The organism is Reyranella sp. (assembly GCF_052439685.1).
Classification (GTDB): domain Bacteria; phylum Pseudomonadota; class Alphaproteobacteria; order Reyranellales; family Reyranellaceae; genus Reyranella.
Genome location: NZ_JBQVQG010000024.1, coordinates 42,276 through 66,183, shown reverse-complemented (window position 1 = coordinate 66,183; position 23,908 = coordinate 42,276). Strand labels below are relative to the sequence as shown.

The following is a 23,908-nucleotide window of genomic DNA, read 5'->3' as shown; positions in this document are numbered from 1 at the left end:
AGGAGACGAAATGAAGCGGCGTACCCTTCTGGCCGGCGCGGCGATGCTGCCGCTCGGCATTGCCGTCCAGGCCCAGGAAACCTATCCGTCCCGGCCGATCACCATGATCGTGCCCTTCCCGCCCGGCGGCGTGGCCGACATCACCGGCCGGCCGACGGCGCATGTCCTGGGCAAGCAGCTCAAGCAGTCCGTCGTCGTACAGAACAAGGGTGGCGCCGGCGGCTCTGTGGGCACTGCGCAGGCCGCGCGCTCGGCGCCCGACGGCTATACGCTGCTGATGGCGCTATCCTCGATCTCGGTCCTGCCCGTCGCCGACCGCCTGCAGGGCCGCACGCCGGCCTACGAACTCGACCAGTTCGCGCCCATCGCCCTGATCAGCGCCGACCCCACGGTCCTGGTCGTGCGGGAGGACGGTCCCTACAAGACGCTGAAGGATCTGGTCGAGGCCGCGAAGGCCAAGCCCGGGACCATCAACTATGGCTCCTCCGGCGTGTACGGCACGCTGCACGTGGCGATGGAAATCTTCGCCGATGCCGCCGGCATCAAGCTGTTCCACATTCCCTATCAGGGTGGCGGGCCCGCGGTCGCGGCGCTGCTGGGCGGCCAGATCGATGCGCTGGCCTCTGGCCCGTCGGCCGCGATCGGCCAGATCAAGGCCGGCAAGATGCGCGCGCTCGCGGTGTGGGGCGACAAGCGTCTCGCCTCGATGCCGGACGTCCCCAGCATGAAGGAGCTGGGCTACGACGCCACTTTCTACATCTGGTCGGGCCTCTTTGCGCCCGCGGCCACGCCCTCGCCGATCCTCACGACTCTGCGCGACGCGGTGCGTCGCACGGTTGAAGATCCGGAGTTCAAGGAGGCGATGGCCAAGGTCGAGACTCCCATCGCTTATCTCGATGCGCCGGCATTCAAGACATTCCTCGACAAGGATGCGGCACGGCTGAAGGTCGCCGTCGAACGCATCGGCAAAGTCCCGGAGAAGTAGATCGCGCGCCTACGAGGTGGCGTAAGGACGGCGCAAACGCTCGATCTCCGACTGGCTCGGCGTATAGGGCTCGGCCTCCGGATCGAAGCGGGTCCAGCCGGCGGTCCGGTAATCTGCCTCGCGGGCGATCGAATCTATCGGGCGATGCTGGTCCATGATCAGCAGCACGCGCTGCTCGTCGGCTTCCGAAGTGCGCATGCTCACCATCGTGCCGCCGCGACGCACCGCCTCGCAATAGACCTCGGCCTCCCGTTGCGGCACGCCGGACGACATCAGCGCCCCCACCAGACCACCCGTCGCGGCGCCCGCCGCCGCACCGACCGCCGTCGCGGCCAGGGCGCCGGCTGCAACGACCGGTCCCACCCCGGGAATGGCGATCATGCCGAGGCCGGCGAGAAGACCCGCTGTGCCCCCGAGAGCCGCGCCGATGCCTGCTCCTGCGCCGGCAGGCTCCTCGCCATGTACGGTCTCTTCGCAAACATAGCGATTGGCGATGATGTTGATGTCAGACGGAGGCGCGCCGGCCTCTTCCAGCTCGGCCACGACCTGCCGGGCCTGTCCGTAGGTGTCATAGACGCGCGTGATGGTCTTCACGATGAGCCTCCTGCGTGATGGCTATTGCGAAACGACGTTGCCTTTGAAGTCGACGGCGACGTTCACGGACTCGCTGCCCTTGCGCGCGGTGCCCCGCCAGATGCCATCAGCATCCTTGGTGAGCGTTGCGATGTCCGTGTAACCAGCGGCCACCGCGCGATCCCTCGCCTGGGCCTCGGTGAAAGAATTTGCCCCCTTCAACGGCGCCCCGGCGTCCGGTGCCCTTGCCTTGAAAACGTCGCCCCGACAGGCCTGCATGAAAGCATCTTGCGTGATGCGGCCATCCTTGGGCTCGGTCTGGGCGCGAATGCGGATGTAGGCGACATATCGGTCGGCCTCGGGCCCCGCGATCACCCCATCCTTGTTGGCGTCCGCCTGCGTCCACTCCGCCGCGCAGCCAGCCTCGTCGGCAGCAAATGCAATCGGCGGTACGGCGGCAAACGCACCCACCAGAATCGCCGCGCCTGCGAACTTACGAATCATGGAAAACTCCAGCAACAGCGAGGTTTTCAGCCTTTTGCGTCCGACATCCGAAGAAACGGCGGGACGTGCAACCCCGTTCCCAAGCGAGGCGTTTTGTAAGCAGCGATCGTCATTCCGGCAGTCGCGGCGAACATGGAGAAACGCCATGAACGACCAGAAGCAGAATCCTTCGCAGCAGCAGGATCGTGATCGCCAGCAGCGCGAACAGGTCCAGCGCGAGCAGCAGCAGAAGCAGAACCAGCAGCCCAACCAGCAGCCCGGTCAGCCTCAGCAGCCGCAGAACAAGGACCGCTAGTCCTTGATCTTCCGAAGCCGAATGCCCGCCGAGAGGCGGGCATTCGTATTCAGGCATGTCCTGAAGGAGATATCGACGATGACGCTATATGCAGCAGACACGCCACGTGAAGTTCCTGCCGTGCCACCCGCGCCCGGCAAGACCGACCCCGTGCCCCCCGAGATGCCCCTGCCGCCCGGTATGCCGGCCCCCGAAGACATGCCGACGCCCGTGCCGCATCCGCAGGGCCCACCCAGCCCTGTCGCCTGAGATCGAAAAGTCTACTCCTTCACCGCTCCGGTGAGGGAGGAGACGTAGTAGTCGACGAAGAACGAATAGAAGATCGCCACGGGCAGCGAGCCCAGCAGCGAGCCGGCCATCAGCGAACCCCACTGATAGACATCGCCCGACACGAGTTCGGTCAGGATGGCCACCGGCACGGTCTTCTTTTCGCTGCTCTGGATGAAAGCCAGCGCGTAGATGAATTCGTTCCACGACAGGGTGAATGAGAAGATGCCGGCCGAGATCAGGCCGGGCACCGCAAGCGGCAGCGTGATGCGCCGCAGGATCTGCAGGCGGGTCGCGCCATCAATGAGGGCACATTCCTCGAGTTCATACGGGATCGATTTGAAGTAGCCGATCAACAGCCAGGTGCAGAATGGCACCAGGAAGGTCGGATAGGTCAGGATCAACGCCAGCGGCGTGTCGAACAGGCCGAGCTGATAGACCGTCGTCGCCAGCGGGATGAACAGGATCGACGGCGGCACCAGATAGGCGAGATAAATGCCCAGGCCGACATACTGGCTGCCCCTGAACCGCAGCCGCTGGATGGCATAGGCCGCGAGCACGCTGGAGAACAGCGACAGGAAGGTCGCACAGAAGGCAACGCCCATCGTGGTCAACAGCCACTTGGGGTACGCCGTCTGGAACAGCAGCTTGTAGATATGATCGAGGGTCGGGCTGCCGATCAGGAACGGGTTGTAGGTCTTGTAGTCGTACAGCTCGGCGTTCGGCTTGAAGGCCGTGATCGCCATCCAATAGAACGGAAACAGCAGGATGATGATGAAGCAGACCAGCGGGACGTAGATCGTCACCATGCGACGGCCGCGGCTCTCCCAGACCATATCGTCGGGAGGCGCGGTGGCGTTGGTTGGCGTCAGCACCTCTGTGGCGACGTTAGTCATTGGCCTCTCCCTGCTGCCACTTGCGGCGCGCGAGCGCGAAATAGCTGAACAGCGTGGCGAACACGAGGAACGGGATCATGGCGACGGCGATTGCCGCGCCCTCGCCCAGCTCGCCGCCGGCGATGCCGCGCTGGAAGGCGAGGGTCGCCATGAGATGGGTCGAGTTGATCGGCCCGCCGCGGGTGATCGCATAGACGAGCTGGAAGTCGGTGAACGTGAAGATGATCGAGAAGGTCATCACGATCGCCAGGATCGGCAGCAGCAGCGGGAAGGTGATGTAGCGGAAACGCTGCCAGGCCGTGGATCCGTCGAGCAGGGCGGCCTCATAGAGCGAGGGTGAAATCGTCTGCAGGCCGGCCAGCAGGGAAATGGCCACGAACGGAATGCCGCGCCAGATGTTGGCCGCAATCAGCGACCAGCGCGCAGGCCATGTCGTGCTCAGGAAGTCGAAAGGCTTGTCGCGGATGCCGATCACGTCGGTGGCAAGATAGGAAATGATCGAGAACTGCGGATCGTAGATCCACCAGAAGGCCAGCGCCGACAGGACGGTGGGCACGATCCACGGCAGAAGGATGATGGCGCGCAGCAGGTTCTTCATCGGCAGATGCCGGTTCAGCAACAGCGCGAGCCACAGACCCAGCGCGAACTTTCCGAACGTTGCGACACTGGTATAGAAGACGCTGTAGAACACCGCCGTCCAGAACTGCGGGTCTTCCAGCAGGTATTCGAAATTATCGATACCGATCCATTTGCCGGTACCGCCGATCTTGGTGTCGGTGAAGGACAGCCAGATGCCGAGGCCCAGCGGATAGGTGAGGAACACCGTCAGCAGGCCGACGGCCGGCAACAGGCACATGAAAATCAGGAACGCCTTGTTGTCGAACAGGCGCGCCAGCCAACCCTGCTGTATTCGCGTCCGGTTCCAGTCGGTCATCGTGGCGACGGTCATCTTCCCTCCGAAGAGCGGGAACGGCGGCGCGACCGTCGACAGGTCGCGCCGTCTCCTCGACTGCGCTTTAGCGGTAGTAGCGGCGCGTGCGACGCTCCGCTTCCTTGGCGGCCTCGGTCGGCGTCGCCTGGCCAGCGGCCACCGAGGCGAACATCTGGACGAGGATGTATTCGGCCGCGACCGTCCCGGCGGCCTGGGTGATCGGACCCTTGTAGCCGCTCCAGAAGCGGTTGTTCATGGTGTTGCGATAGATCGCGATCTTCGGATCACTCGTCCACACTTTGCTCTTGTCATAGGCATTGAGCGGATGCGCCCAGTAGCCGAGGCAGCCGGTCAGCCACGGGTCGTACTGCTCGGCCTCCATCATGAAGGTGAGGTAGGCCTTGGCGGCGTTGGGGAACTTGCTGTGCTTGAACACCATGGCGTTCAGCACGGTCGCGCTCATCGGCGTCGAGCTGGCCACGCCCTGGGTCAGCAGCGCGTGCTCGGTGTCGTCGGCGATCGCCTTGGTCGCCGGATCGTTCTTCAGCGCGAAGTACATCGACACGCCGTTGGCTGTGAAGAACAACTCGTTCGACGCATAGGCCCGGTTGTTGCTGATGTCGTTCCACGACATCGTGCCCGGGATGAAGGTCGGATAGAGCTCCTTCACGTAGTTCAGCGCGTTGACCGTTTCCTTGCTGTTGATGATGACCTTGCCATCCTCGTCGACCAGCGATCCGCCATGCGACCACAGCATCCAGTTGGCGAAGCCGTTGGCGTCGCCCACCGCGTTGCCGAGCGCGAAGCCGGCCGGCTTCTTGATCTTCTGCAGCTGTTGGCAGAGCTTCAGCAGGTCGGGCAGCGTGGTCGGCACCTTGTCGAAGCCGGCTTCCTTCAGTGCCGAGGCGCGGTAGACCAGCGGGCCGCCGGTGCCGCCCATCGGCAGGCCGATCCAGTTGTTGGTCTTGGCCTTCTTGCCGAACTTCTCGCCGAGGAACATCCAGCCGCCGTACTTCTTGCCGAGATACTCGGCAACGTCGCTGAGCTCGAGCACCTTGTCGGCATAGATGTGCGGATCTTCCGCCCAGCCCAGGACGATGTCGGGGCCGGCGCCGGTGTTCGCCGACACGGCGGTCTGCTGGCGAATGTCTTCCCATCCCACGAAGTCGACCTTGACCTCGACGCCGGTCTCCTTGGCGAACTTGGCGCTGTTGGCACGGAAGATGACCTCGTCGGGCTCCACGAAGCGCGCCGGCCGGATCAGGCGCAGCGTAGCGCCCTTCTCGATCGGCAGCTTGGGCGCCGGCACATCGGCCTTGGGAATTTCCGACTGGGCGTTGGCTGCACGGCCCATCGCCATCGCCGCCGCGGCGGCACCGAGAATGATCGACTCACGCCGCCTGATGATGAACGCCATTTGTTTCCTCCTTTGTTGATTATCGTCTGTCTTTTTTCCCCGTTCTCAGAGGCGCTGGCCCGACTGCTGGTCGAACAGATGGACCAGGGCGGGATCGGGCCTCACGGGCAGGATCTCGCCAGGCTTCGCCGTAACACGCTCGCGGAAGGCGCCGATCACCGGCTGCCCCCCGATCTTCATCAGGACCTGGGTTTCCGACCCGGTCGGCTCCACCACCTGGACGGTGGCCGGGATGCCGCCGGGATCGAGCATGAGATGCTCGGGCCGGACGCCATACACGGCGGGACCGTCGGCGGGACGGCTGCCATTGGCAGGCAATGGCCAGGCCGTGCCGTCTTCCATGCGGAGCGCGCCGTTCGAGACGGTGCCCTTCACCATGTTCATGGCCGGCGAGCCGATGAAGCCCGCGACGAACAGGTTGGCCGGCCGGTCGTAGAGTTCGAGCGGCGCACCGATCTGTTCGATATGGCCGTTGTTCATGACCACGATCTTGTCGGCCATGGTCATGGCCTCGATCTGGTCGTGTGTGACGTAGACGGTCGTGACCTTGAGCCGCTGGTGCAGCTCCTTGATCTCCGAGCGCATCTGGACGCGCAGCTTGGCGTCGAGGTTGGAGAGCGGTTCGTCGAACAGGAAGACCTGCGGGTTGCGCACGATGGCGCGTCCCATGGCGACTCTCTGGCGCTGGCCGCCGGAGAGCTGGCGCGGGAAGCGATGCAGCAGCTGCTCGAGGCCCAGGATCCTGGCGGCCCGGCCGACCTCCTCGTCCATCACCGACTTCGGCGCCTTCGCGAGCGTGAGCGAGAAGGCCATGTTGTCGTAGACAGTCATATGCGGATAGAGCGCGTAGTTCTGGAACACCATCGCGATGTCCCGGTCCTTCGGCGGCACGGTGTTGACCACCCGCCCGCCGATCGCGATCTCGCCCGACGTGATGTTTTCCAGGCCCGCCAGCATGCGCAACAGGGTGGACTTGCCGCAGCCCGAGGGCCCGACCAGAACCACGAACTCGCCATCGGCGATGTCGACACTGACGCCATGTAGAATCTCTACAGGACCGAACGCCTTCCGCACGGTGCGGACTTCGACCGTCGCCATACTTCCTCCACGCGCGCGGCCTCGGGCCGCTTATTGCTTGTACTTCTGCCGGCTCTTTCGACCGATCGTGCCCGATCATAGGCAAAGCCCGAGCGAAGTGCGAGGACTACTGACGGGTCGGTAACCGGGTCACCGAGCAACCGCTTGTCGAAAAGCCGTACCGCATTCAGGATAGGCAAAGTGCATTTTGTTTTTGGGGAATTGTCGCAATGAGTTTCGATGCTCTCGGCGCTTCGTGGGCGCCGCGCCTGCTCAGTATCGTGCGAATCATGAGCGGCCTTCTGTTCCTGCAGCACGGCACCGCCAAATTGCTGGCGTTTCCAGCCGGCGCCGTCGCGCCGAACTTCACCCTCATGTCGATGCCGGGCTATGCCGGCATCATCGAGTTCGTCTGCGGCATCCTGCTGGTCATCGGCCTCTTCAGCCGCCTCGCAGCCTTCGTCGCCTCCGGCATGACGGCCGTGGCCTACTTCATGATCCACGCCCCGATGGGCTTCTTCCCGATCCTCAACCGGGGCGAACTCGCCGCCCTCTACTGTTTCGTCTTCCTGTACATCGCCGCGGCCGGACCCGGCCCCTGGAGCATCGACGCCGCGCGCCGGAAGTAGCGCTTAACGCGCCTTCGCCGAAACGCTAAGGAACGGACGGACGGCTGCCGCGTGCAGCCGTTTCGTCGTGTGCACGGCCGACGAGAAAAAACAGGAGGAGCGTTCATGTCCCAGCGTGTCCCGATCAACCGCCGCCGCTTTGCCGCTCTGGCCGGGGCAACGGCGCTCGCCACCCCGGTCGTGGCCCGCGGCCAGGCAAGCTGGAAGCCCGAGAAGCCGATCACCATCTACAACCCGTTTGCCGCAGGCGGCGTCACCGACGTTCACATGCGCCTGCTCGCGGAAGCCGTCGGCAAGATCCTGGGCCAGCAGATCATCGTCGACATCAAGCCCGGTGCCGCCGGCACGCTGGCGCCGGCCATGCTGATGAACGCCAAGCCCGATGGCTACACGCTGGCCGTGATGAGCATCAACACGCTGCGCTACCCGCACTATCAGCAGACGAGCTGGAATCCGCTGACCGACTTCACCTACATCACCGGGCTCTCGGGCTACACGATGGGCATCGTCGTGCGCTCCGATTCCCCGTGGAAGACCTTCCAGGACATGATCGCGGCCGGCAAGAAGGACCCGGACAAGTACAATTACGGCACCTCGGGCGTTGGCGGCACCGGTCAGCTCATGATGATCGAGGTCGAGCAGGCCACCGGCGCGAAGTTCACCCACGTGCCCTACAAGGGCGGCGCGGAATGGATGCAGGCGCTGATGGGCGGAGAGATCCAGTTCATCGCCGACGCTGCCCAGTGGGCGCCCTTCGTCGACGACGGCAAGTGCCGCATCCTGGCCTTCGCGACCGAGAAGCGCATCCCGCGCTATCCCGACGTGCCGACGATGATCGAGCTCGGCGTGAACGTCGTGGGACAGAGCCCCTACGGCCTGCTCGGTCCAAAGGGCATGCCGCCGGCCATCGTCGACACGCTCTACCGGGCCTTCAAGCAGGCCTCGACCGAACCCAAGGTGACCGAGTATCTCGCGAAGTTCATCCAGGTCCCGTGGGACAAGAACCCCGCCGAATTCCGCGCCTTTGCCGAGAAGTACTATGCCGAAGTGAAGCCGCTGCTGATCAAAGCCGGCCTCGCGAAGCCTTGAACAGGAGAAAACCATGGCGTTGAAGAAGGTGGCCCTCGAGATCGGCATGGGTACCGATATCCGGGGCGGCGACTACACCAAGGCCGCCGTTCGCGCCCTGCGGGACGCGCTGTGGCACAACTCGCTCACCGTCGCGACGGCGCTCGGCAAGTCGAGCGACGATATGCTCGTCGAAGTCCTGATCGGCGTGCCCAAGCCCGAGCAGGTCGACACGGCCGAGGTGCTGGCGGTCCTGCCGCACGGCACCGGCACCGTGAAGGTGGTCGAGGGCGGCCTCGAGATCGAAAACGAAGCGGGCACGGACAAGACGGTGATCGCGCAGGCGGCCGCCATCGTCCGGCTCGACCTGTAGAACGGAGGAAGACCATGACCGCCAAGCGCGTCATCCTGGAACTCGGCACCGGCAACGATCTGCACGGCGGCGACTACACCAAGGCCGCCCTGCGCGCGGTGCAGGATGCCCTGCACCATTCGTCGCTCGCCATGATCCGGGCGCTCAAGATCGATACCAAGACCGGCATGTTCGTCGACGTCACGATCGGTGTGCAGCAGCCCGACAAGGTCGACGCAGAGAAGGTCAAGGCGTCGCTCCCCCACGGCATCGTGACCGTGAAGGTCGTCAAGGGCGGGCTCGACATCGCCGATCCCGAGAACAACGATCCCGCCGTGATCGCCAGCGCCGCCATCGCCGTCCGAATGGAAATTCCCGAACGCTGAGCTAGCCGAAGCCGCGAGTCTCGACGAACTCAGCCACGCGCGGCGCGCCCCATGAACAGGAGTCCTGCGCCTGCAATCACGGCGACGATGCCGGCGATGGTGGGAATTGGAATTGTTCGCTGTTCGTCGGCCGTGACCTTCAGCGGGCCGGCATCGACGATGGTCTTGCGTTCGGTGAACGAGATATTGTCGATCGCCAGACCGGCGATGCCGATAACGATCAGCAGCACACCCAAAATTGCCATCGGCTTCATGCCGTAAACTCCCTTATTGGTTCCCCGGACAACGTAAAACGTCGTCCGGGGTTGCCGAGAGGGGAATTCAGGCCTTGGGCCGGACCAGCATCGCCAGGCCCTGTTCGATGGCCGTGCGGGCCATGGCGCGGAGCTGGTCGTCGGTGGCGCTGCTGACCGGATGGCCGATCTGGGCGAAGGCATAGCCCGGCATGCCGAGCACGCGGCTCATCATGTCGGCAGCGCTGGCGAACCGGGTCGTCATCACGCTGAAAGCGGGAACGTCCAATCGTTCAGCGGTAACTGAGTCGAGCAGACTGCACGATGAACAGGACCCTCAATCCCCCAAGCCGGAGACGACGGCGTCCCAGCCCTTGATCTCCGCCACGATGTGCGGGTCGGCCGGCGCGCTGTAGTTCGACTTGGTGCGGCTCACCACGTGGGCGACGCCGTACTCCTCGCGCAGGATCTGGTCGAGATGCCTGAAGAAGCCCTTGGCGCCTTCCTTGCCGTTGGAGATGAAGCCGACCGTCTTGCCTTCGAGCGTGTCGAGGCGCGGGGCGAGCCGGCCGGCCGGCGGGGCGGTGCCCGGCGTGGGATCGAGAACTTCGAACATGGTGTTTCCTCTTACTTCTTGGGAGGTTCGCAATCGACGCAGACGCCGATCGGCAAGGTCACGGCATAGCTCTTGTTGCCCAGCCACGGCGGGATGACGGCGCCGAAACCGCCGGCCGGCCCGCCGGCGGCGACGACGAGAAGCTGGTCGGGCGAATCCATCGCCGTATAGACGCTGTCGCCGCGGTCGCGCACGACGGCGCCCTTGCCGACATCGGCCCATTCGCGGCGGTGGATGCGGGCGCGTTCATGGATGAAGGTGGCGATGTCGGCCTTCGTCCAACCGCCCGCCTGCAGATGCTCGCGCAACTGCTTCGGGACGACGATCGCGTAGTTGCCGGGATGGATCGAGTAGTGGCGCATGTTGGCGCGCATCTCGGCCGCGAAGGTCTCGAGGATCTCCTCCGGCTTGGTCGTCCATTCGTTCATGAGCTGGCGCGGTGCGCCGGCGGCCATCACCGTGACCGACGAGGCACCCTTGGGCACGCCACGATGCTCGGCCAGCGGTAGCCAGCTCGTGTCCTCCTCGTCCTCGGCGACGCAGTAGCTGAACTTGCCGGGATGACCGAGGGTCGAGCGGTCGATCACGCCCGGCCGGTCATCCAGCAGGTTGATCAGGCAGAGCCGGATGGCGCGGCCGATGACCGCCGTCGCCCGATCGGAGTTGGCGAGCGCATTGAACGAGCCGCTGGCGCCGATCTCGAGGCGAATCGGCCCGTTCAGGATCACCAGCACCGCGCAGCCGCCGGTGCTCGCCGTCGCGCCATGCATCAGGAATTCCTCCTGCATCATGGCGGTCCAGGCCGTCACGACGGCGGGGAAGTGCATCGGCAGGCAGCCCGCCATGACGGCATTGATCGCGAGCTTCTCGGCGGTGATGGCGAGGCCGCGCACCGGCTCGATGCCGATCAGCTGGTCGGGCGGCATCATCACCCATTCGAGGCATTCCTGAACCGCCTCGCGCGTCGGCGGCACGATGGGCAGACCGTCGGTCCAGCCGTTGGAATGATAGAGTTCCTGGACGGCCGAAATGCTGTCGGCCGAGTAGGATCGGGATGCAAACTGCACGCTGTTTCCTCCCCCGTACCGGGCACATGACGCCGGCCGGGTTCCCGACAGGATAGACATCCCGGTGCCTATGCCAACCGCAACCTGATAGCCATGATTATTCCACTTCCTGCATCAAGATCTGACGGGTTTCGGCCAGGTTCGCCGCGCCAGGGCGAGAAAGCCGGCCGCCGAAGGCGACGGTTCGCGTTCCCGCAGGAGAACGATGCCGAGACGGCGCGAAAGTCTCGGCTCTCCGAGCGGAATGGCGCGCAGGTCGCGGCCGAGGAACAGGCCGGTGGCGCCCGTCGGCACGATGGCGAGGCCGACGCCGGCGCGGACGCAGCCCATCAAGGTGGCGAACTGGTTGACGATGACGATCTGGCGCAAGGTCAGGCCGGCGACCGCGGCCGCGGCGTCGATCGTGCGGCGGGTGCGCGCGTCGCTGGGCAGCGCCACCAGCGGCTCGTCACGCAGCTCGGCGAGCGCGACGGTGCGGCGTGCAGCCAAGCGATGGCGGCGCGGCACGACGAGGCAGAACGTCTCGCGCTGCAGCGCCTCCCCCGAAATCGCATCGGGCAGTTCGTCGACATAGGTGAGGCCGAGATCGGCGGCACCGCTGCGCACCGCTTCGAGCACGCTACCATGCACGCCTTCCTGGACATGGATCTCGATGCCCGGCCGATCGGCGCGATAGGCTGCGAGCAAGAGCGGCAACGTTCCGCTGGCGACTGACATGATGCTGGCGATGGCGAGCCGGCCGCGCTGCTCCTCGGCCACCTCGCGGATCGAGCGCACCGTGATGCGTAGGTCGTTCAGCATACGCTCGGCCACAGCCGCAAATTCGCGGCCGGCCGGCGTGATCTGGACGTGGCGCGTACTGCGTTCGAACAGACGAACGCCCAGCGCTGCCTCGACGCGCTTGATGGTGCGCGTCAGAGCCGGCTGGGAAATGCGCAGTCGCGAGGCCGCGGCGATGAAGCTGCCATATTCGCCGACGGCCAGGACGGCTTCGAGCTGGCGGGCGCTGAAATCCGGCAGGGTCGGCTGGGCCATGGCCTCACCCTAAGCAGGCGGAGGTTACGCCGCCAGCATGCGCCCGGGGTTGCGTTCCCGCAGGATCGGCATGATCCACTTGCCGAAGCGCTCGGCTTCCTCGTCATGCAGGTAGCCCGACAGGCAGAAGGAGTGGCACCCGAGGTCGATGAACTTCTGCAAGGTGTCGGCGCACTGTTCCGGATCGCCGACGATGGCGATGCCAGCGCCGGGGCGGACCTGCGTGATGCCGGTCCACAGATGCGGCTCGATGGTCTCGCCGATCGCCGCCAGCTCGCGCACGCGGCGGTTGGCTTCCGAGGTGGCGAAGCGTTCCTTCACGAAGGCCTTCTGCGCCTCGCTCGCATGTTCGACCAGCCCATGGGCGAAGTCCCAGGCTTCCTTCTCGGTCTGGCGGCAGACGACCTGCAGCCGCATGCCGAAGCCGATCTCCTTCTCGCGGCCATGGCGCGCCGCCATCGACTTGATCTCGGCCATGTTGGCGCGGATGCGCTCGTAGGTGTCGCCCCAGAAGAGATGCACGTCGGAATGCTTGGCCGAAATCTCCCAGGCCTGCTTCGAGCCGCCGCCGAGATAGAAGCGCGGATGGGGCTGCTGGAACGGCGCGGGCCGGATCTGCGCGCCCTTGAGCTGATAGAACTTGCCGTCGAAGTTCACCGGCCCCTTCGTGGTCCACAGCGCCTTCAGGATCGAGACTTCCTCGTCCATGATCTCGTAGCGCTCTTCCTTGCCCCACTTGATGCCTTCGGAAGCGTTCTCCGCCTCGCTCTGGCCGGCGATCAGGTTGATGCAGATGCGCCCGCCCGAGAGCTGGTCGAAGGCCGTGATCATCTTGGCCAGCAGCACGGGGTTGATGTAGCTCGGCCGCGCCGCCACCAGCATGCGCATCGACTTGGACCGCGCCACCATCATGGCGCTGGAGATCCACGCCTCCCAGCAGGCGGTCTGGACCGGCACCAGCATGTATTCGAAACCCGCCGCCTCGGCCGCGCCGACGATCCTGTCGAACAGGTCGAGCGACGGCGGCACCTGCGCGCTCGGCAGTCCATAGGCGGTGGTGTCCCCGGCGGTGGGCAGGAACCAGCCGAATTCGAGGCGCTTCTTCTCCATCATTTCATTCCTTCTCGATACCGGCGGCCCTGGAGAGCCGGCCCCATTTCTCGATCTCCGACTTGATGAAGGGCCGGACGTCTTCCGGCGCCTTGCGCTGTGGCTCGAACGAGATACCGCGCAGGCGCTTGATCACCTCGGGATCAGTCACGATCTCCTGCACCGCGGCATCGATCCGCGCCACGATCTCGGGCGGCGTCTTCGCCGGCGCCATGATCACGAACCAGGCGTCGAGCGCGAACTGGCCGAGCCCGGCTTGCTGGAAGGTCGGGACCTCGGGCAGCAGCGGCGAGCGCGAGTCCGAGGCCATCACCAGCGCCTTCACCTTGCCCGCCTTCACCTGCGGCACGGCGATGGCCACGTCCGCGAAAGTCATGTCGATCTGACCCGACAGGAGGTCGGCCAGCGCTTGCGGCGCCGACTTGTAGGGGATGTAGGTGATTTCGGTGCCGAGGCGCTCCGCGAGCGTCGCCGTGATCACACGGGCCGAGGGTGTGCCAGCGCCGGAGGTCAGTGGCGGCTTGGCTTTGGCGCGTTTGATGAAGTCGGCGAGCGTGTCCATGCCGACATCGGCGCGTACCAGCAGGACGAACTGAATGAAGCCATAGAAGCCCGCCGGCGCAAAATCGACCAGCGAATCGTAGGAAAGCGACTTCATCAGGTTGGGATTGCCGGCATGCGTGGCGGCCGTCGCGATCATCAGCGTGTAGCCGTCGGGGGCCGCCTTGGCCACGTAATTGGCGGCGATCGAACCGTTGCCGCCGCCCTTGTTGTCGACGATCACCGGCTGACCGAGTCGCGGTGCGAGTTGCTCCGCCATGAGACGCGCCAACGTGTCGGTGGCGCTTCCCGCCGCATAGGGCACCACGATGGTGAGCGGCTTCGCCGGCCATGATTGAGCGCGTGCCGGAGAGGCGGCGGCGGACGCTGCGGCGAGGATCGTCAGGGCTTTGCGCCGACCGATTGTCATGCCGACCTTTATGCTGGCGGCAGCACCGATGCGCAATTGTCGCTGGTCGAGGCGCGAAAGAGGCGGCACGATCCGCCCGCCTCAAAGGGAGATCTCATGCTGCAACACGGCAGGCGTCCGACAATCGCATCGCGGCACGGCATGGTGGCGGCGGCCCATCCACTCGCGGCGGCAGCCGGCGCGCGCATCCTGTCGAACGGTGGCAACGCCTTCGATGCGGCGGTTGCGACTGCAGCGGCACTGAACGTCGTCGAACCCTATATGTCCGGTCTCGCGGGCCGCGGCGTCGCGACCTGCTACATCGCTGCTGAGAAGCGCGTCCGCACGCTCGACTTCGTCGGGCCGATCTCCAAGAACTTCCCGATCGACAAGCTCAGCAACCGGGCGCAACTGCAGCGCGGCGCCGTGGCCGTTGGGGCGCCGGGCAATCTCGCCGGCTGGTGCGAACTGAACCGGGCACACGGCAGGAAGAAGCTGCCGGAACTCTTCGCGCCGGCGATCGCCATCGCGCGCGACGGCTTCCGGCTGATCGAATTCAACCTCGAGGAAATGCAAGCCGTCGCCGGCGACCTTGCGGGCCACAAGGCGCTGCATCCGGAATGGTCGCGGGTCTATACCGGCGGCGCCGGCACCGTGAAGCCAGGGTTCGTGCTGAAGCAGCCCGACCTCGCGCGCACGCTCGAGGCGCTGGCCAGCGAAGGGCCGGGCCTGCTCTATGGCGGCGCGCTCGGCCAGAAGATCCTCGATCGGCTGACCGAGCTGGGAGGGTGCATGGTCATGGACGATCTGCTGGCCGCCAAGGCGACCTGGCGCGACCCGGTCTCCGTTACTTATCGCGGCCGCACCGTCCACGTGCCGCCGCCGCCCTGCGAGGGCTTCCAGTTCCTGCTGACCCTGCGCATTCTGGAAGGCTTCGACCTCGCCGCAATGAAGCGCAATTCGACCGAGCACCTCGACACGGTGCTGCGCGCCGTCCGCATCGCCGCCGGCGTCCGCATCGCGGCGGGCGTGCCGGCGCCGCAGAAGCTCGCCGAGATCCTGTCGGACGCCCATGTCGAGACGCTGCGCGCCCGCGTGCGCGACGGCAAACCGGTAATCGGCCCGACCGAACAATGGACTCCGCCGCACCAGCCGGTCTCGCCCACCGACGAGAGCCATACGACCTCCTTCTCGATCGCCGACAGCGAAGGCAACCTGATCTGCCTGACGCAGAGCCTGGGCAGTGTCTTCGGCTCGGGCGTCGTGGTGCCCGGCACCGGCCTCTGCCTCAACAACTTCCTCTACTGGGCCGACGTGAATCCGCAGAGCCCCAACCGCGTGAAGCCGGGCGACCAGCTGCCGATGTGCATGGCGCCCTCCATCTCGACCAAGGACGGCGTCCCCGTCCTCGCGCTGGGCACGCCCGGCAGCTACGGCATCCTGCAGACCCAGCCGCAGGCCATGGTCCAGCATGTCGACTTCGGCCTGCCGCTGCAGCAGGCGATCGAGGCGCCGCGCGGCCGTCTCACCGACGGCGCCGCGGTGCTGCTGGAATCGCGCCTTTCGCCCGAGATTCATGCCGACTTGCGCAAGCTCGGACACGACGTCACCACCGGTCCGGAGTGGACCTGGAGCGTGGGCGGCATGCAGGGCGTTGCGGTCGATCCCGAGACCGGCATCTTCACCGGCGGCTGCGATCCCCGCCGCGACGGCTATTGCGTCCCGGCTTGAGCCGCTACTTTCGCGGTCGCGACGGTTCGGAAATCTCGGCCATGGCGGCACCGACGCGGGCCTCCGCCGCGGCATCGGGTTCGGTGGCAATGTCGCCCAGCGCCACGATGCCGGCCAGATTCTTGTCGCGGTCAAGGATGACGAGACGCCGGATCTGCAGCACTTTCATCCGTTCGAGGACTTCCTCCGTCTCCTCGTCGCAGAAGGCATAGGCGACGTCCTCGGTCATGCAGTCCTTCACCAGCGCGTCGACCGGCGACCAGCCGGCCGCCACCGCCCGCACGACGATGTCGCGATCGGTGATGGTCCCGACCAGCCGCTTTCCATCGCACACCGGCAGCGAACCCACGCCGATCGCTTCCATGGCCTCGGCGGCCGCCTGGAGGGAGGCATCGGGCGCGATCGTCTCGACTGCGCGGGTCATGATGTCGGAAACCTGCATGCGCGGATAATGCGACTCTCTCGACATGGTTGCGACCAGCTTAGGCATTCCTCTTGCACGGAGAGGCAAGGCAAGATGGAATGCGGTCCAACGAGAATGTTCACAAGGGGGATGGGTTGATGCGTAAACTGGCATGGCTCGCGGTCGCTGCAATCGCCGTCATCGGCGCCGGCACGGCGAACGCGCAGCAGACGCCGCGCAAGGGCGGTACCCTTCGGATGACCGCACCTTACGCCGCGAGCTTCGGCAGCCTCGACCCGCACGTGACGCCGCGGGCCCAGGACGACATCGTCGGCAAGGCGCTGCAGCGCTCGCTCTACAACTGGAACACCGCCGCCAACAAGCTCGAACTCGAGTTGGCCAAGTCGGTGTCGGTTTCGGCCGACGGCCTCACCTACACCTACAAGCTGCGCGACGACGCCTTCTTCCATAACGGCCGCAAGATGACGGCCGACGACGTGATCTTCTCGTTCACCCGCATCATGGACGGCAGCAAGGGCTATCCCGGCGCCCGCTATGTCCGCCTCATCAAGGGCGCGGTCGATGTCGAGAAGGGCACGGCCAAGGAGATTTCCGGCCTCAAGAAGATCGACGACTCCACGCTGGAGATGACGATCACCGACCGCGTCGACCCCGGCTACTACTTCTTCGGCGGCTCGACCGCGATCCTGCCCAAGGAAGAGGTCGAAAAGGGCAACTATGCCTCCAATCCGGTCGGTCTCGGCCCCTTCAAGTTCAAGGAGCACATCCCGGGCTCGCGCGTCTCGATGGAGCGCTTCGACAAGTTCTACAAGACGGGCAAGCCCTACCTCGACAAGCTCGACGTGCTGATCATGGCCGAGGCCGCCGCCCGCGACGTCGCCTTCCGCAACAAGGAGATCGACACCTCGATCCTGGGACCGGCGCAGTACGTCGCCTATCGCGCCGATCCGCAGCTCTCCAAGGGCATCCTCGAAGTGGCCGAGATGTTCACGCGCTCGATGCACATGAACCTGAACTCGATCAAGCCGTTCCAGGACAAGCGGGTGCGCCAGGCGATCAACTATGCGATCGATTCGAACCTGATCATTTCGCGCCTGGTCAAGGACAAGGCCTATCGCGCCACCAGCTGGTTGCCGCCCTCGTCGGCAGCTTTCGACAAGACCATGAAGCCCTACCCCTACGATCCGGAGAAGGCCAAGAAGCTGCTGGCCGAGGCCGGCTATCCCAACGGCTTCGAGTTCGAATGGACGACCAGCCAGAACGAGAGCTGGGGCCTGCCGATCGTCGAGGCGGTGATCCCGATGTTGGCAAAGGTCGGCATCAAGGCGAAGCCGAAGCTGGTCGAGGTCACGGTGCTCACCGAGATCCTGATGAAGGGCGACCACCAGTCGCTGATCGCCTCGAGCCTGACCGGCCCTGATTCGCTCGCCACGCTGCGCTGCTACTACTCCAAGACGCCGCGTACGGCCTGCAACTACACCGGTTTCAACAATGCCGATTTCGACAAGCTGCTCGACAATGCCGCCCAGGAAGGCGACATGGCCAAGCGCGACGAGATCCTGAAGAAGGCCAACAACCTGCTCTACGACGAGGCGCCGGTCTGGTTCTTCAACTACAACAAGGCGGTGCTTGCCTTCCAGCCGTGGGTCCACGGCCTGCAGGCCAACCCGACCGAGATCACGCATCAGTACCCGGAAGACATCTGGGTCGACGCAAGCTCGCCGGCGAAGTAACGGCGAACGAAGAAAGTCGAAGCGTCCCTCGCTACGGTTCGGGATGACAGCTCCGTTGTCATCGCGAGCGTAGCGAGAGACCTTTCAGAACCCCGCATGCTCCTCGTCCTTGGCCGCCGCCTCGCCAACATCATCCCGACGATGCTCGCCGTCGTGGCGCTCGTTTTCCTGCTCTTCTCCGTCCTCCCGGGCAGCTTCATCTCGGGCATGAACGAGGACGGGCGCTCGACCATCGACCCCGCGGTCATGGAACGAATGCGCAAGGAGATGGGCCTCGACGATCCGTTGATCGAGCGCTTCGCCAAGTATGTCGCGGCGACCGCCGTCGGCGACCTCGGCACTTCGTTCCGCACCCGCGAGCCGGTCACCAAGATGCTGGCCGGGCGCATCTGGCCGTCGCTGAAGCTGGTGCTCGCGGCCATGACCTTCGCCATCCTGGTCGGCGTCACCCTGGGTTTCCTGGCCGCCCTCAAGCCCGGAAGCCTGGTCGATACCGCCGCCATGGTCGGCGCCATCTCGGGCCTCTCGCTCAGCCAGTTCTGGTTCGGCCTGATGCTGATGTACCTGTTCGCGTTGAAGCTCCAGTGGCTGCCGAGCTTCGGCTACGGCGATGGCGGCCTGCGCAACCTCATCCTGCCCGCGATCGCGCTGGGCGTCGGGCCGATGGCCCTGCTCGCCCGCACCACGCGCGCTGCGGTGCTCGACGTGCTCAACGCCGATTTCGTCCGCACGGCGCGCAGCAAGGGCATGAGCGAGCGCCGCGTCGTCGAATGGCATGTGCTGCGCAACGCGCTGGTCCTCGTCATCACCATCGTCGGCCTCCAGTTCGGCTCGTTGATGGGCCAGGCGGTGGTCGTCGAGAAACTGTTCGCCTGGCCGGGTATCGGCTCGCTGATGGTCGACTCGGTGTTCCAGCGCGACATGCCGACGGTCCAGGGCTGCATCCTGATGATCGTGCTGTTCTTCCTCGTCATCAACACACTGGTCGACATCGCCTATGTCGTGATCGACCCCCGGATCCGGTACCGATGAGCCTTGCCCTCAAGCTTCCCCGACTGCGCCTGAAGGGCGGCGCCTCCCTCTGGGTGGGCGGAGGACTGGTCGCCATTGCCATCTCCTCGGCGCTCCTGGCGCCGTGGATCGCGCTGACCGATCCGGTGCTCGACGCCAACCTGATGAACGCCGAAATCCCGCCCTGCTGGGAGTTTCCCTTCGGCACCGATGCCCAGGGCCGCGACATCTACTCGCGCATCGTCTGGGGCGCGCGCGTGTCGTTGAGCGTCGGCATCATCAGCCAGATCTGCAACAGCCTGATCGGCGTCACGCTCGGCCTCACTGCCGGCTACTGGGGCGGCTGGTGGGACGATCTGGTGAGCGGTCTCACCAACCTGATGCTGGCGATCCCCTCGCTGGTCTTCGCGCTGGCCATCATGGCGATCCTCGGCCCCGGCCTCGTCAGCCTGGTCATCGCACTGGGCCTCACCAGCTGGTCCTATTCCTGTCGCATCGCGCGCGCCCAGGTCCTGTCGCTGAAAAGCCAGGGCTATATCCAGGCGGCGCGCATCCTGGGCTATGGCGACCTGCGCATCATGTTCACCCAGATCCTGCCCAACATCCTGGGGCCGCTGATCGTGATTGCGACCCTGGGCATGGGCGGCGCCATCCTCTCCGAAGCGGCGTTGTCGTTCCTCGGCCTCGGCATCCGCCCGCCCTTCCCGAGCTGGGGCAGCATGCTGTCGGAGGCGCGCGACCAGATCACGACGGCGCCGTGGCTCTCGGTCTTCCCCGGCCTCGCCATCTTCTTCACGGTGCTCGGGCTCAACCTGCTGGGCGACGGCCTGCGCGACTATCTCGATCCACAGTCGACGACGCGGCGCGGATGAGGACCGGCGCATGACGACACCTCTGCTCAAGGTCGAGAACCTGCGCATCGCGCTGGCTGGCGACGGTGTCACCTACGATGCCGTCGAGAACGTCTCGTTCGAGATCGGCCGCGGCGAGGCCTTCGGTCTGGTGGGCGAATCGGGCTGCGGCAAGAGCATCACCGCGCTGTCGGTGATGGGCCTGCTGCGCCGACCGCTGTCGCTGGCGGGCGGCAAGATCGTGCTCGACGGCAAGGAAATCCAGAACGTCTCCGCCGCCGAGATGCGCCGCCTGCGCGGCAAGCGCATCGCCATGATCTTCCAGGAACCGATGACGGCGCTCAATCCGCTGTCGCCGGTCGGCAAGCAGATCGCCGAGATGTTCGTGCTGCACCAGGGCGCCAACTGGAACGAGGCGATGGACCGCGCCGAGGACGCGCTGCGCCAGGTCCGCGTGCCCTCGCCCGAGCGGCGCATCAAGGACTATCCGCACCAGCTCTCGGGCGGCATGCGCCAGAGGGTGATGATCGCCATCGCGCTGGCCTGCGGCCCGGACCTGCTGGTCGCCGACGAGCCGACCACGGCGCTCGACGTCACGGTGCAGGCCGAGATCATCGACCTGATGGCCGAACTCTGCGCCGCCAAGGGCACGGCCGTCCTGATGATCAGCCACGATCTCGGCCTGGTCGCCAACATGTGCAAGCGCGTCGCGGTGATGTATGCCGGCCGCATCGTCGAAAGCCAGGTGGCCGACGCGATCTTCGCCACGCCGACCCATCCCTATACGCAGGGGCTGATCGATTCGCTCCCTCGGCTCGGCGAACGGGCGCGCCGCGGCCGCCAGAAGCTGCGCGAGATCTCGGGCGTCGTGCCATCGATTGCCAACTATCCAGCCGGCTGCCGGTTCAATCCGCGCTGTCCCGCCGTCACCGATGTCTGCCGCACCATCGTGCCCGAGGCCACACCGCTGCCGGCCGACGGCCTCGTGAGGTGCCATCACCATGGCTGAGCCCCTGCTTTCGCTCGACGACTTGGCCGTCCATTTCAAGGTCGGCAACGCGCTGGCCGGCGGCATCAAGACCCTGAAGGCCGTCGACGGCGTCACGCTCGACGTGAAGCCCGGCGAGTGCCTGGGCCTGGTGGGCGAATCGGGTTGCGGCAAGTCCACGCTGGCGCTCGCCATCATGGGCCTGCTGCCGCCGACACGCGGCACGATGAATGTCGATGGCCAGCAGATTTCCGGCGCCACGCCACCCGACCGCATGAAGATGGCGCGTACGGTGCAGATGGTCTTCCAGGACCCCTACGCCTCGCTCAATCCGCGCCAGACCGTGCGCCGCACCCTGGCCGATCCGCTGCGCCTGCACGGCGTCACCGACAAGGCCGAGGTCGAGGCGCGGGTCAGCGACATGATGGCCAAGGTCGGCCTGCGCGCCGAACAGGCCGATCGCTATCCGCACGAGTTCTCGGGCGGCCAGCGTCAGCGCATCGGCATCGCGCGCGCCCTGATCCTGAAGCCGAAGCTGGTGCTGTGCGACGAGCCCGTGTCGGCGCTCGACGTGTCGATCCGCGCCCAGATCATCAATCTCCTGCTCGATCTCAAGGATGAGATGGGGCTGGCCTACATCATGATCAGCCACGATCTCGGCGTGGTCGAGCATGTGAGCGACCGCGTCGCGGTGATGTATCTCGGCCGCATCGTCGAACAGGGCGGCTGGCAGGAGATCTTCGAGAATCCGCGCCATCCCTATACGCGCGCGCTGATCGCGGCGATCCCCGACCCGTTCCACCGCGCTGCGATCAGCGCCGACGCCAAGGCGCGCGGCGAGATCGCCAGCGCGCTCAACCCGCCCCCGGGCTGCCATTTCAATCCGCGCTGCCCGCTGAAGGCCGACATCTGCACGACCGAGTATCCCGCCTTCGGCGAGGTCTCACCCGGCCATCGCGCAGCTTGTCATTTCCGCGACCGCGTGGGTTGATGGGGCCATAGCCCCATGACTCTCCTCGACACCGACATTCTTCTCGACTGGATCGTTCGTCGCGGCCTCGACGGTCTCGACGAGGGCCAGCTGCTGCGCGAATTCTGCGAGAAGTGCCGCGAGGCCGGCCTCATGGTGTCGCGGGCGCTGTCCTTCATCGACACGCTTCACCCGGTCCACGAGGGGCGCATCTATCGCTGGAACGACGATTCGGTCGAAGAACCTGCGGCTACGGACTACGCGCGCACCGACCAGGGTGGCCCCGCCGCCGAATCCTGGCAGCGCAGCCCGTTCTTCCATCTGCTGCAGACCGGTGAGGAAGAGCTGCACCGCCGCATCGGCTTCGGCGACGCGGTGGACTTCAGCGTCATCCAGGAGATGAAGGACGCCGGCCACACCGACTACATCGCCTTCATCCACCGCTTTGCCGGCGACACCAAGATCGGCGACATGGATGGCGTCTATTCGGCTTGGTCGACCCGTCATTCCGAGGGCTTCAGCGATGCCAATATCGTCGCGTTGCGCCGCCTGGTGCCGGCGCTGGCGCTCGCGATCAAGAGCGCGGCCCTGGCGCGCATCGCCGACACGCTGGTGCAGGTCTATCTCGGGCGCGATGCCGGCCGGCGCGTCCTGGAGGGCAGCATCCAGCGCGGCGTCGCCGACCGTGTCGAGGCAGCGCTCTGGTTCTCCGACCTGCGCAGTTTCACCGCGATCACCGACACGGCAAAGCCCAGCGAGATCATCCCGCTGCTGAACGACTATGCCGAGGCGGTGATCACCTCGATCCACGAAGCCGGTGGCGACGTCTTGAAATTGATCGGCGACGGCACGCTTGCGGTCTTCCGCGCCGACGATCCCGCCGAGGCCTGCCGGTGTGCGCTGCGCGCCGAGGAGAATCTGCGGGCCCGCATGAAGGAGCTGAACGAGCGCCGTCTCGCCGCGGAGCAGCCGGTCACCACAGCCTATATCGGCCTGCATATCGGCGAAGTCTTCTACGGCAATATCGGCAGCTTCGATCGCCTCGACTTCACCGTGGTAGGACCGGCGGTCAACGAGGCCAGCCGGATCGCCTCGATGTGCCGCTCGGTCGACCGCCCCCTTCTCGTCTCCTCGACGTTCGCGGAGACCCTGCCCGCGGAGGAACGCGCCCGCCTGGTCTCCGTCGGCCGCTTCGCCCTGCGTGGCGTGGGCAAGGCGCAGGATCTGTTCACCATCGATCCGGAGTTGCTCTGACCTTCGGTATGCTTGCCGACGCCGTGGACGCTGCTAGGTTCGCGGCCTGACCCAGGAGGAGCAGCCCATGGCCAAGACACCTGCCATCTCGATCGGCATCAAGGAAACGGACCGCAAGAAGATCGCCGAGGGTTTGAGCCATCTTCTGGCCGATACCTACACGCTCTATCTCACGACCCACAATTTCCACTGGAACGTCACCGGGCCGATGTTCACGTCGCTCCACACGATGTTCATGACCCAGTACACCGAGCTCTGGAACGCCGTCGATCCGATCGCCGAGCGCATCCGCTCGCTGGGCTATCCCGCGCCCGGCTCCTACGGCCAATTCGGCAAGCTGAGCTCGCTGGCCGATGCGCCGGCCAAGCCGCCAAAGGCGCTGGAGATGGTGAGCATCCTGGTCACCGGCCACGAGGCGGTGGCACGCACCGCGCGCGGCATCTTCCCGGTGGCCGACAAGGCGGGCGACGAGCCCACGGCCGATCTGCTCACCCAGCGCCTGACGGTCCATGAACAGTCGGCCTGGATGCTGCGTTCGCTGCTGGAATAGTCGCCC

At 65.7% G+C, this 23,908-nt stretch carries 27 protein-coding genes; 14 read left to right on the top strand and 13 right to left on the bottom strand.

The window, feature by feature from the left end; genetic code table 11:
• The first annotated feature begins 10 nt into the window (after positions 1-10).
• Entirely contained in the window at positions 11-985 is a 975-nt protein-coding gene (locus ACT6UX_RS23810) for a Bug family tripartite tricarboxylate transporter substrate binding protein (RefSeq protein ID WP_444777639.1), read from the top strand.
• A 9-nt stretch (positions 986-994) separates the two neighbouring features.
• Here ACT6UX_RS23810 and ACT6UX_RS23805 read toward each other — a convergent pair whose 3' ends face one another.
• Positions 995-1,579, bottom strand: a complete 585-nt coding sequence (locus ACT6UX_RS23805) for a hypothetical protein (protein WP_444777638.1) — start codon at positions 1,577-1,579, stop codon at positions 995-997.
• A 21-nt stretch (positions 1,580-1,600) separates the two neighbouring features.
• Entirely contained in the window at positions 1,601-2,062 is a 462-nt protein-coding gene (locus tag ACT6UX_RS23800) for a hypothetical protein (protein WP_444777637.1), read from the bottom strand.
• Positions 2,063-2,207: 145 nt separating this feature from the next.
• Here ACT6UX_RS23800 and ACT6UX_RS23795 point away from each other — a divergent pair, with 145 nt between their 5' ends.
• On the top strand, positions 2,208-2,357 hold the full coding sequence (locus ACT6UX_RS23795) for a hypothetical protein (protein ID WP_298318698.1): 150 nt from the start codon (positions 2,208-2,210) through the stop codon (positions 2,355-2,357).
• A gap of 260 nt (positions 2,358-2,617) precedes the next feature.
• On the opposite strand, the gene ACT6UX_RS23790 is transcribed toward ACT6UX_RS23795, so the two are convergent.
• The 4 genes from ACT6UX_RS23790 to ACT6UX_RS23775 form a co-directional block, all read right to left on the bottom strand.
• On the bottom strand, positions 2,618-3,520 hold the full coding sequence (locus tag ACT6UX_RS23790; RefSeq protein ID WP_444777636.1) for a carbohydrate ABC transporter permease: 903 nt from the start codon (positions 3,518-3,520) through the stop codon (positions 2,618-2,620).
• Positions 3,513-4,469, bottom strand: a complete 957-nt coding sequence (locus tag ACT6UX_RS23785; RefSeq protein ID WP_444777635.1) for a carbohydrate ABC transporter permease — start codon at positions 4,467-4,469, stop codon at positions 3,513-3,515. The genes ACT6UX_RS23790 and ACT6UX_RS23785 overlap by 8 nt, the downstream gene beginning before the upstream one ends.
• Positions 4,470-4,536: 67 nt before the next feature.
• Positions 4,537-5,868, bottom strand: coding sequence for an ABC transporter substrate-binding protein (locus ACT6UX_RS23780; protein ID WP_444777634.1), 1,332 nt, complete (start codon positions 5,866-5,868; stop codon positions 4,537-4,539).
• A 45-nt stretch (positions 5,869-5,913) separates the two neighbouring features.
• Positions 5,914-6,966, bottom strand: a complete 1,053-nt coding sequence (locus ACT6UX_RS23775) for an ABC transporter ATP-binding protein (RefSeq protein ID WP_425068135.1) — start codon at positions 6,964-6,966, stop codon at positions 5,914-5,916.
• 209 nt (positions 6,967-7,175) lie between these two features.
• On the opposite strand from ACT6UX_RS23775, the gene ACT6UX_RS23770 reads away from it, so the two are divergent.
• From ACT6UX_RS23770 to ACT6UX_RS23755, 4 genes are all read left to right on the top strand, one after another.
• A complete protein-coding gene (locus tag ACT6UX_RS23770) occupies positions 7,176-7,574 on the top strand; it encodes a DoxX family protein (protein WP_444777633.1) in 399 nt (132 codons plus the stop codon).
• Positions 7,575-7,679: 105 nt separating this feature from the next.
• Positions 7,680-8,663 (top strand): tripartite tricarboxylate transporter substrate binding protein, encoded by a 984-nt coding sequence (locus ACT6UX_RS23765; protein WP_444777632.1) that lies wholly within the window; start codon positions 7,680-7,682, stop codon positions 8,661-8,663.
• A gap of 13 nt (positions 8,664-8,676) precedes the next feature.
• Complete coding sequence (locus ACT6UX_RS23760) at positions 8,677-9,015, top strand: Lin0512 family protein (RefSeq protein WP_444777631.1); 339 nt, start codon at positions 8,677-8,679, stop codon at positions 9,013-9,015.
• A gap of 14 nt (positions 9,016-9,029) precedes the next feature.
• Entirely contained in the window at positions 9,030-9,380 is a 351-nt protein-coding gene (locus ACT6UX_RS23755; protein ID WP_444777630.1) for a Lin0512 family protein, read from the top strand.
• Between the two features lie 29 nt (positions 9,381-9,409).
• On the opposite strand, the gene ACT6UX_RS23750 is transcribed toward ACT6UX_RS23755, so the two are convergent.
• The 6 genes from ACT6UX_RS23750 to ACT6UX_RS23725 all read right to left on the bottom strand — a co-directional run bounded on the left by ACT6UX_RS23750 (position 9,410) and on the right by ACT6UX_RS23725 (position 14,411).
• The gene (locus ACT6UX_RS23750) at positions 9,410-9,634 is read right to left on the bottom strand and encodes a hypothetical protein (protein WP_295138524.1); all 225 of its coding nucleotides are present in this window, start codon (positions 9,632-9,634) and stop codon (positions 9,410-9,412) included.
• A gap of 67 nt (positions 9,635-9,701) precedes the next feature.
• Complete coding sequence (locus ACT6UX_RS23745) at positions 9,702-10,229, bottom strand: UGSC family (seleno)protein (protein ID WP_444777629.1); 528 nt, start codon at positions 10,227-10,229, stop codon at positions 9,702-9,704.
• A gap of 11 nt (positions 10,230-10,240) precedes the next feature.
• Positions 10,241-11,296: a hypothetical protein gene (locus ACT6UX_RS23740; protein ID WP_444777628.1), complete on the bottom strand. Its 1,056-nt coding sequence runs from the start codon at positions 11,294-11,296 to the stop codon at positions 10,241-10,243.
• A 114-nt stretch (positions 11,297-11,410) separates the two neighbouring features.
• Entirely contained in the window at positions 11,411-12,331 is a 921-nt protein-coding gene (locus ACT6UX_RS23735; RefSeq protein WP_444777627.1) for a LysR family transcriptional regulator, read from the bottom strand.
• A gap of 24 nt (positions 12,332-12,355) precedes the next feature.
• The gene (locus tag ACT6UX_RS23730) at positions 12,356-13,444 is read right to left on the bottom strand and encodes an LLM class flavin-dependent oxidoreductase (RefSeq protein WP_444777626.1); all 1,089 of its coding nucleotides are present in this window, start codon (positions 13,442-13,444) and stop codon (positions 12,356-12,358) included.
• Between the two features lies 1 nt (position 13,445).
• Complete coding sequence (locus ACT6UX_RS23725; protein WP_444777625.1) at positions 13,446-14,411, bottom strand: Bug family tripartite tricarboxylate transporter substrate binding protein; 966 nt, start codon at positions 14,409-14,411, stop codon at positions 13,446-13,448.
• A gap of 96 nt (positions 14,412-14,507) precedes the next feature.
• Between ACT6UX_RS23725 and ACT6UX_RS23720 the strand changes: the two genes are divergently transcribed.
• Positions 14,508-16,121, top strand: coding sequence for a gamma-glutamyltransferase family protein (locus ACT6UX_RS23720; RefSeq protein ID WP_444777624.1), 1,614 nt, complete (start codon positions 14,508-14,510; stop codon positions 16,119-16,121).
• A gap of 4 nt (positions 16,122-16,125) precedes the next feature.
• On the opposite strand, the gene ACT6UX_RS23715 is transcribed toward ACT6UX_RS23720, so the two are convergent.
• The gene (locus ACT6UX_RS23715) at positions 16,126-16,590 is read right to left on the bottom strand and encodes a CBS domain-containing protein (RefSeq protein ID WP_444777623.1); all 465 of its coding nucleotides are present in this window, start codon (positions 16,588-16,590) and stop codon (positions 16,126-16,128) included.
• A 92-nt stretch (positions 16,591-16,682) separates the two neighbouring features.
• Here ACT6UX_RS23715 and ACT6UX_RS23710 point away from each other — a divergent pair, with 92 nt between their 5' ends.
• The 7 genes from ACT6UX_RS23710 to ACT6UX_RS23680 all read left to right on the top strand — a co-directional run bounded on the left by ACT6UX_RS23710 (position 16,683) and on the right by ACT6UX_RS23680 (position 23,902).
• A complete protein-coding gene (locus ACT6UX_RS23710) occupies positions 16,683-18,278 on the top strand; it encodes an ABC transporter substrate-binding protein (RefSeq protein WP_444777622.1) in 1,596 nt (531 codons plus the stop codon).
• 96 nt (positions 18,279-18,374) lie between these two features.
• On the top strand, positions 18,375-19,310 hold the full coding sequence (locus ACT6UX_RS23705) for an ABC transporter permease (protein ID WP_444777621.1): 936 nt from the start codon (positions 18,375-18,377) through the stop codon (positions 19,308-19,310).
• Positions 19,307-20,161: an ABC transporter permease gene (locus tag ACT6UX_RS23700; protein ID WP_444777620.1), complete on the top strand. Its 855-nt coding sequence runs from the start codon at positions 19,307-19,309 to the stop codon at positions 20,159-20,161. The genes ACT6UX_RS23705 and ACT6UX_RS23700 overlap by 4 nt, the downstream gene beginning before the upstream one ends.
• 10 nt (positions 20,162-20,171) lie before the next feature.
• The gene (locus tag ACT6UX_RS23695; protein ID WP_444777619.1) at positions 20,172-21,149 is read left to right on the top strand and encodes an ABC transporter ATP-binding protein; all 978 of its coding nucleotides are present in this window, start codon (positions 20,172-20,174) and stop codon (positions 21,147-21,149) included.
• A complete protein-coding gene (locus ACT6UX_RS23690; protein ID WP_444777618.1) occupies positions 21,142-22,119 on the top strand; it encodes an ABC transporter ATP-binding protein in 978 nt (325 codons plus the stop codon). The genes ACT6UX_RS23695 and ACT6UX_RS23690 overlap by 8 nt, the downstream gene beginning before the upstream one ends.
• A gap of 15 nt (positions 22,120-22,134) precedes the next feature.
• Complete coding sequence (locus ACT6UX_RS23685) at positions 22,135-23,352, top strand: adenylate/guanylate cyclase domain-containing protein (RefSeq protein WP_444777617.1); 1,218 nt, start codon at positions 22,135-22,137, stop codon at positions 23,350-23,352.
• 67 nt (positions 23,353-23,419) lie between these two features.
• Entirely contained in the window at positions 23,420-23,902 is a 483-nt protein-coding gene (locus tag ACT6UX_RS23680; protein WP_444777616.1) for a Dps family protein, read from the top strand.
• Positions 23,903-23,908 lie beyond the last annotated feature (6 nt).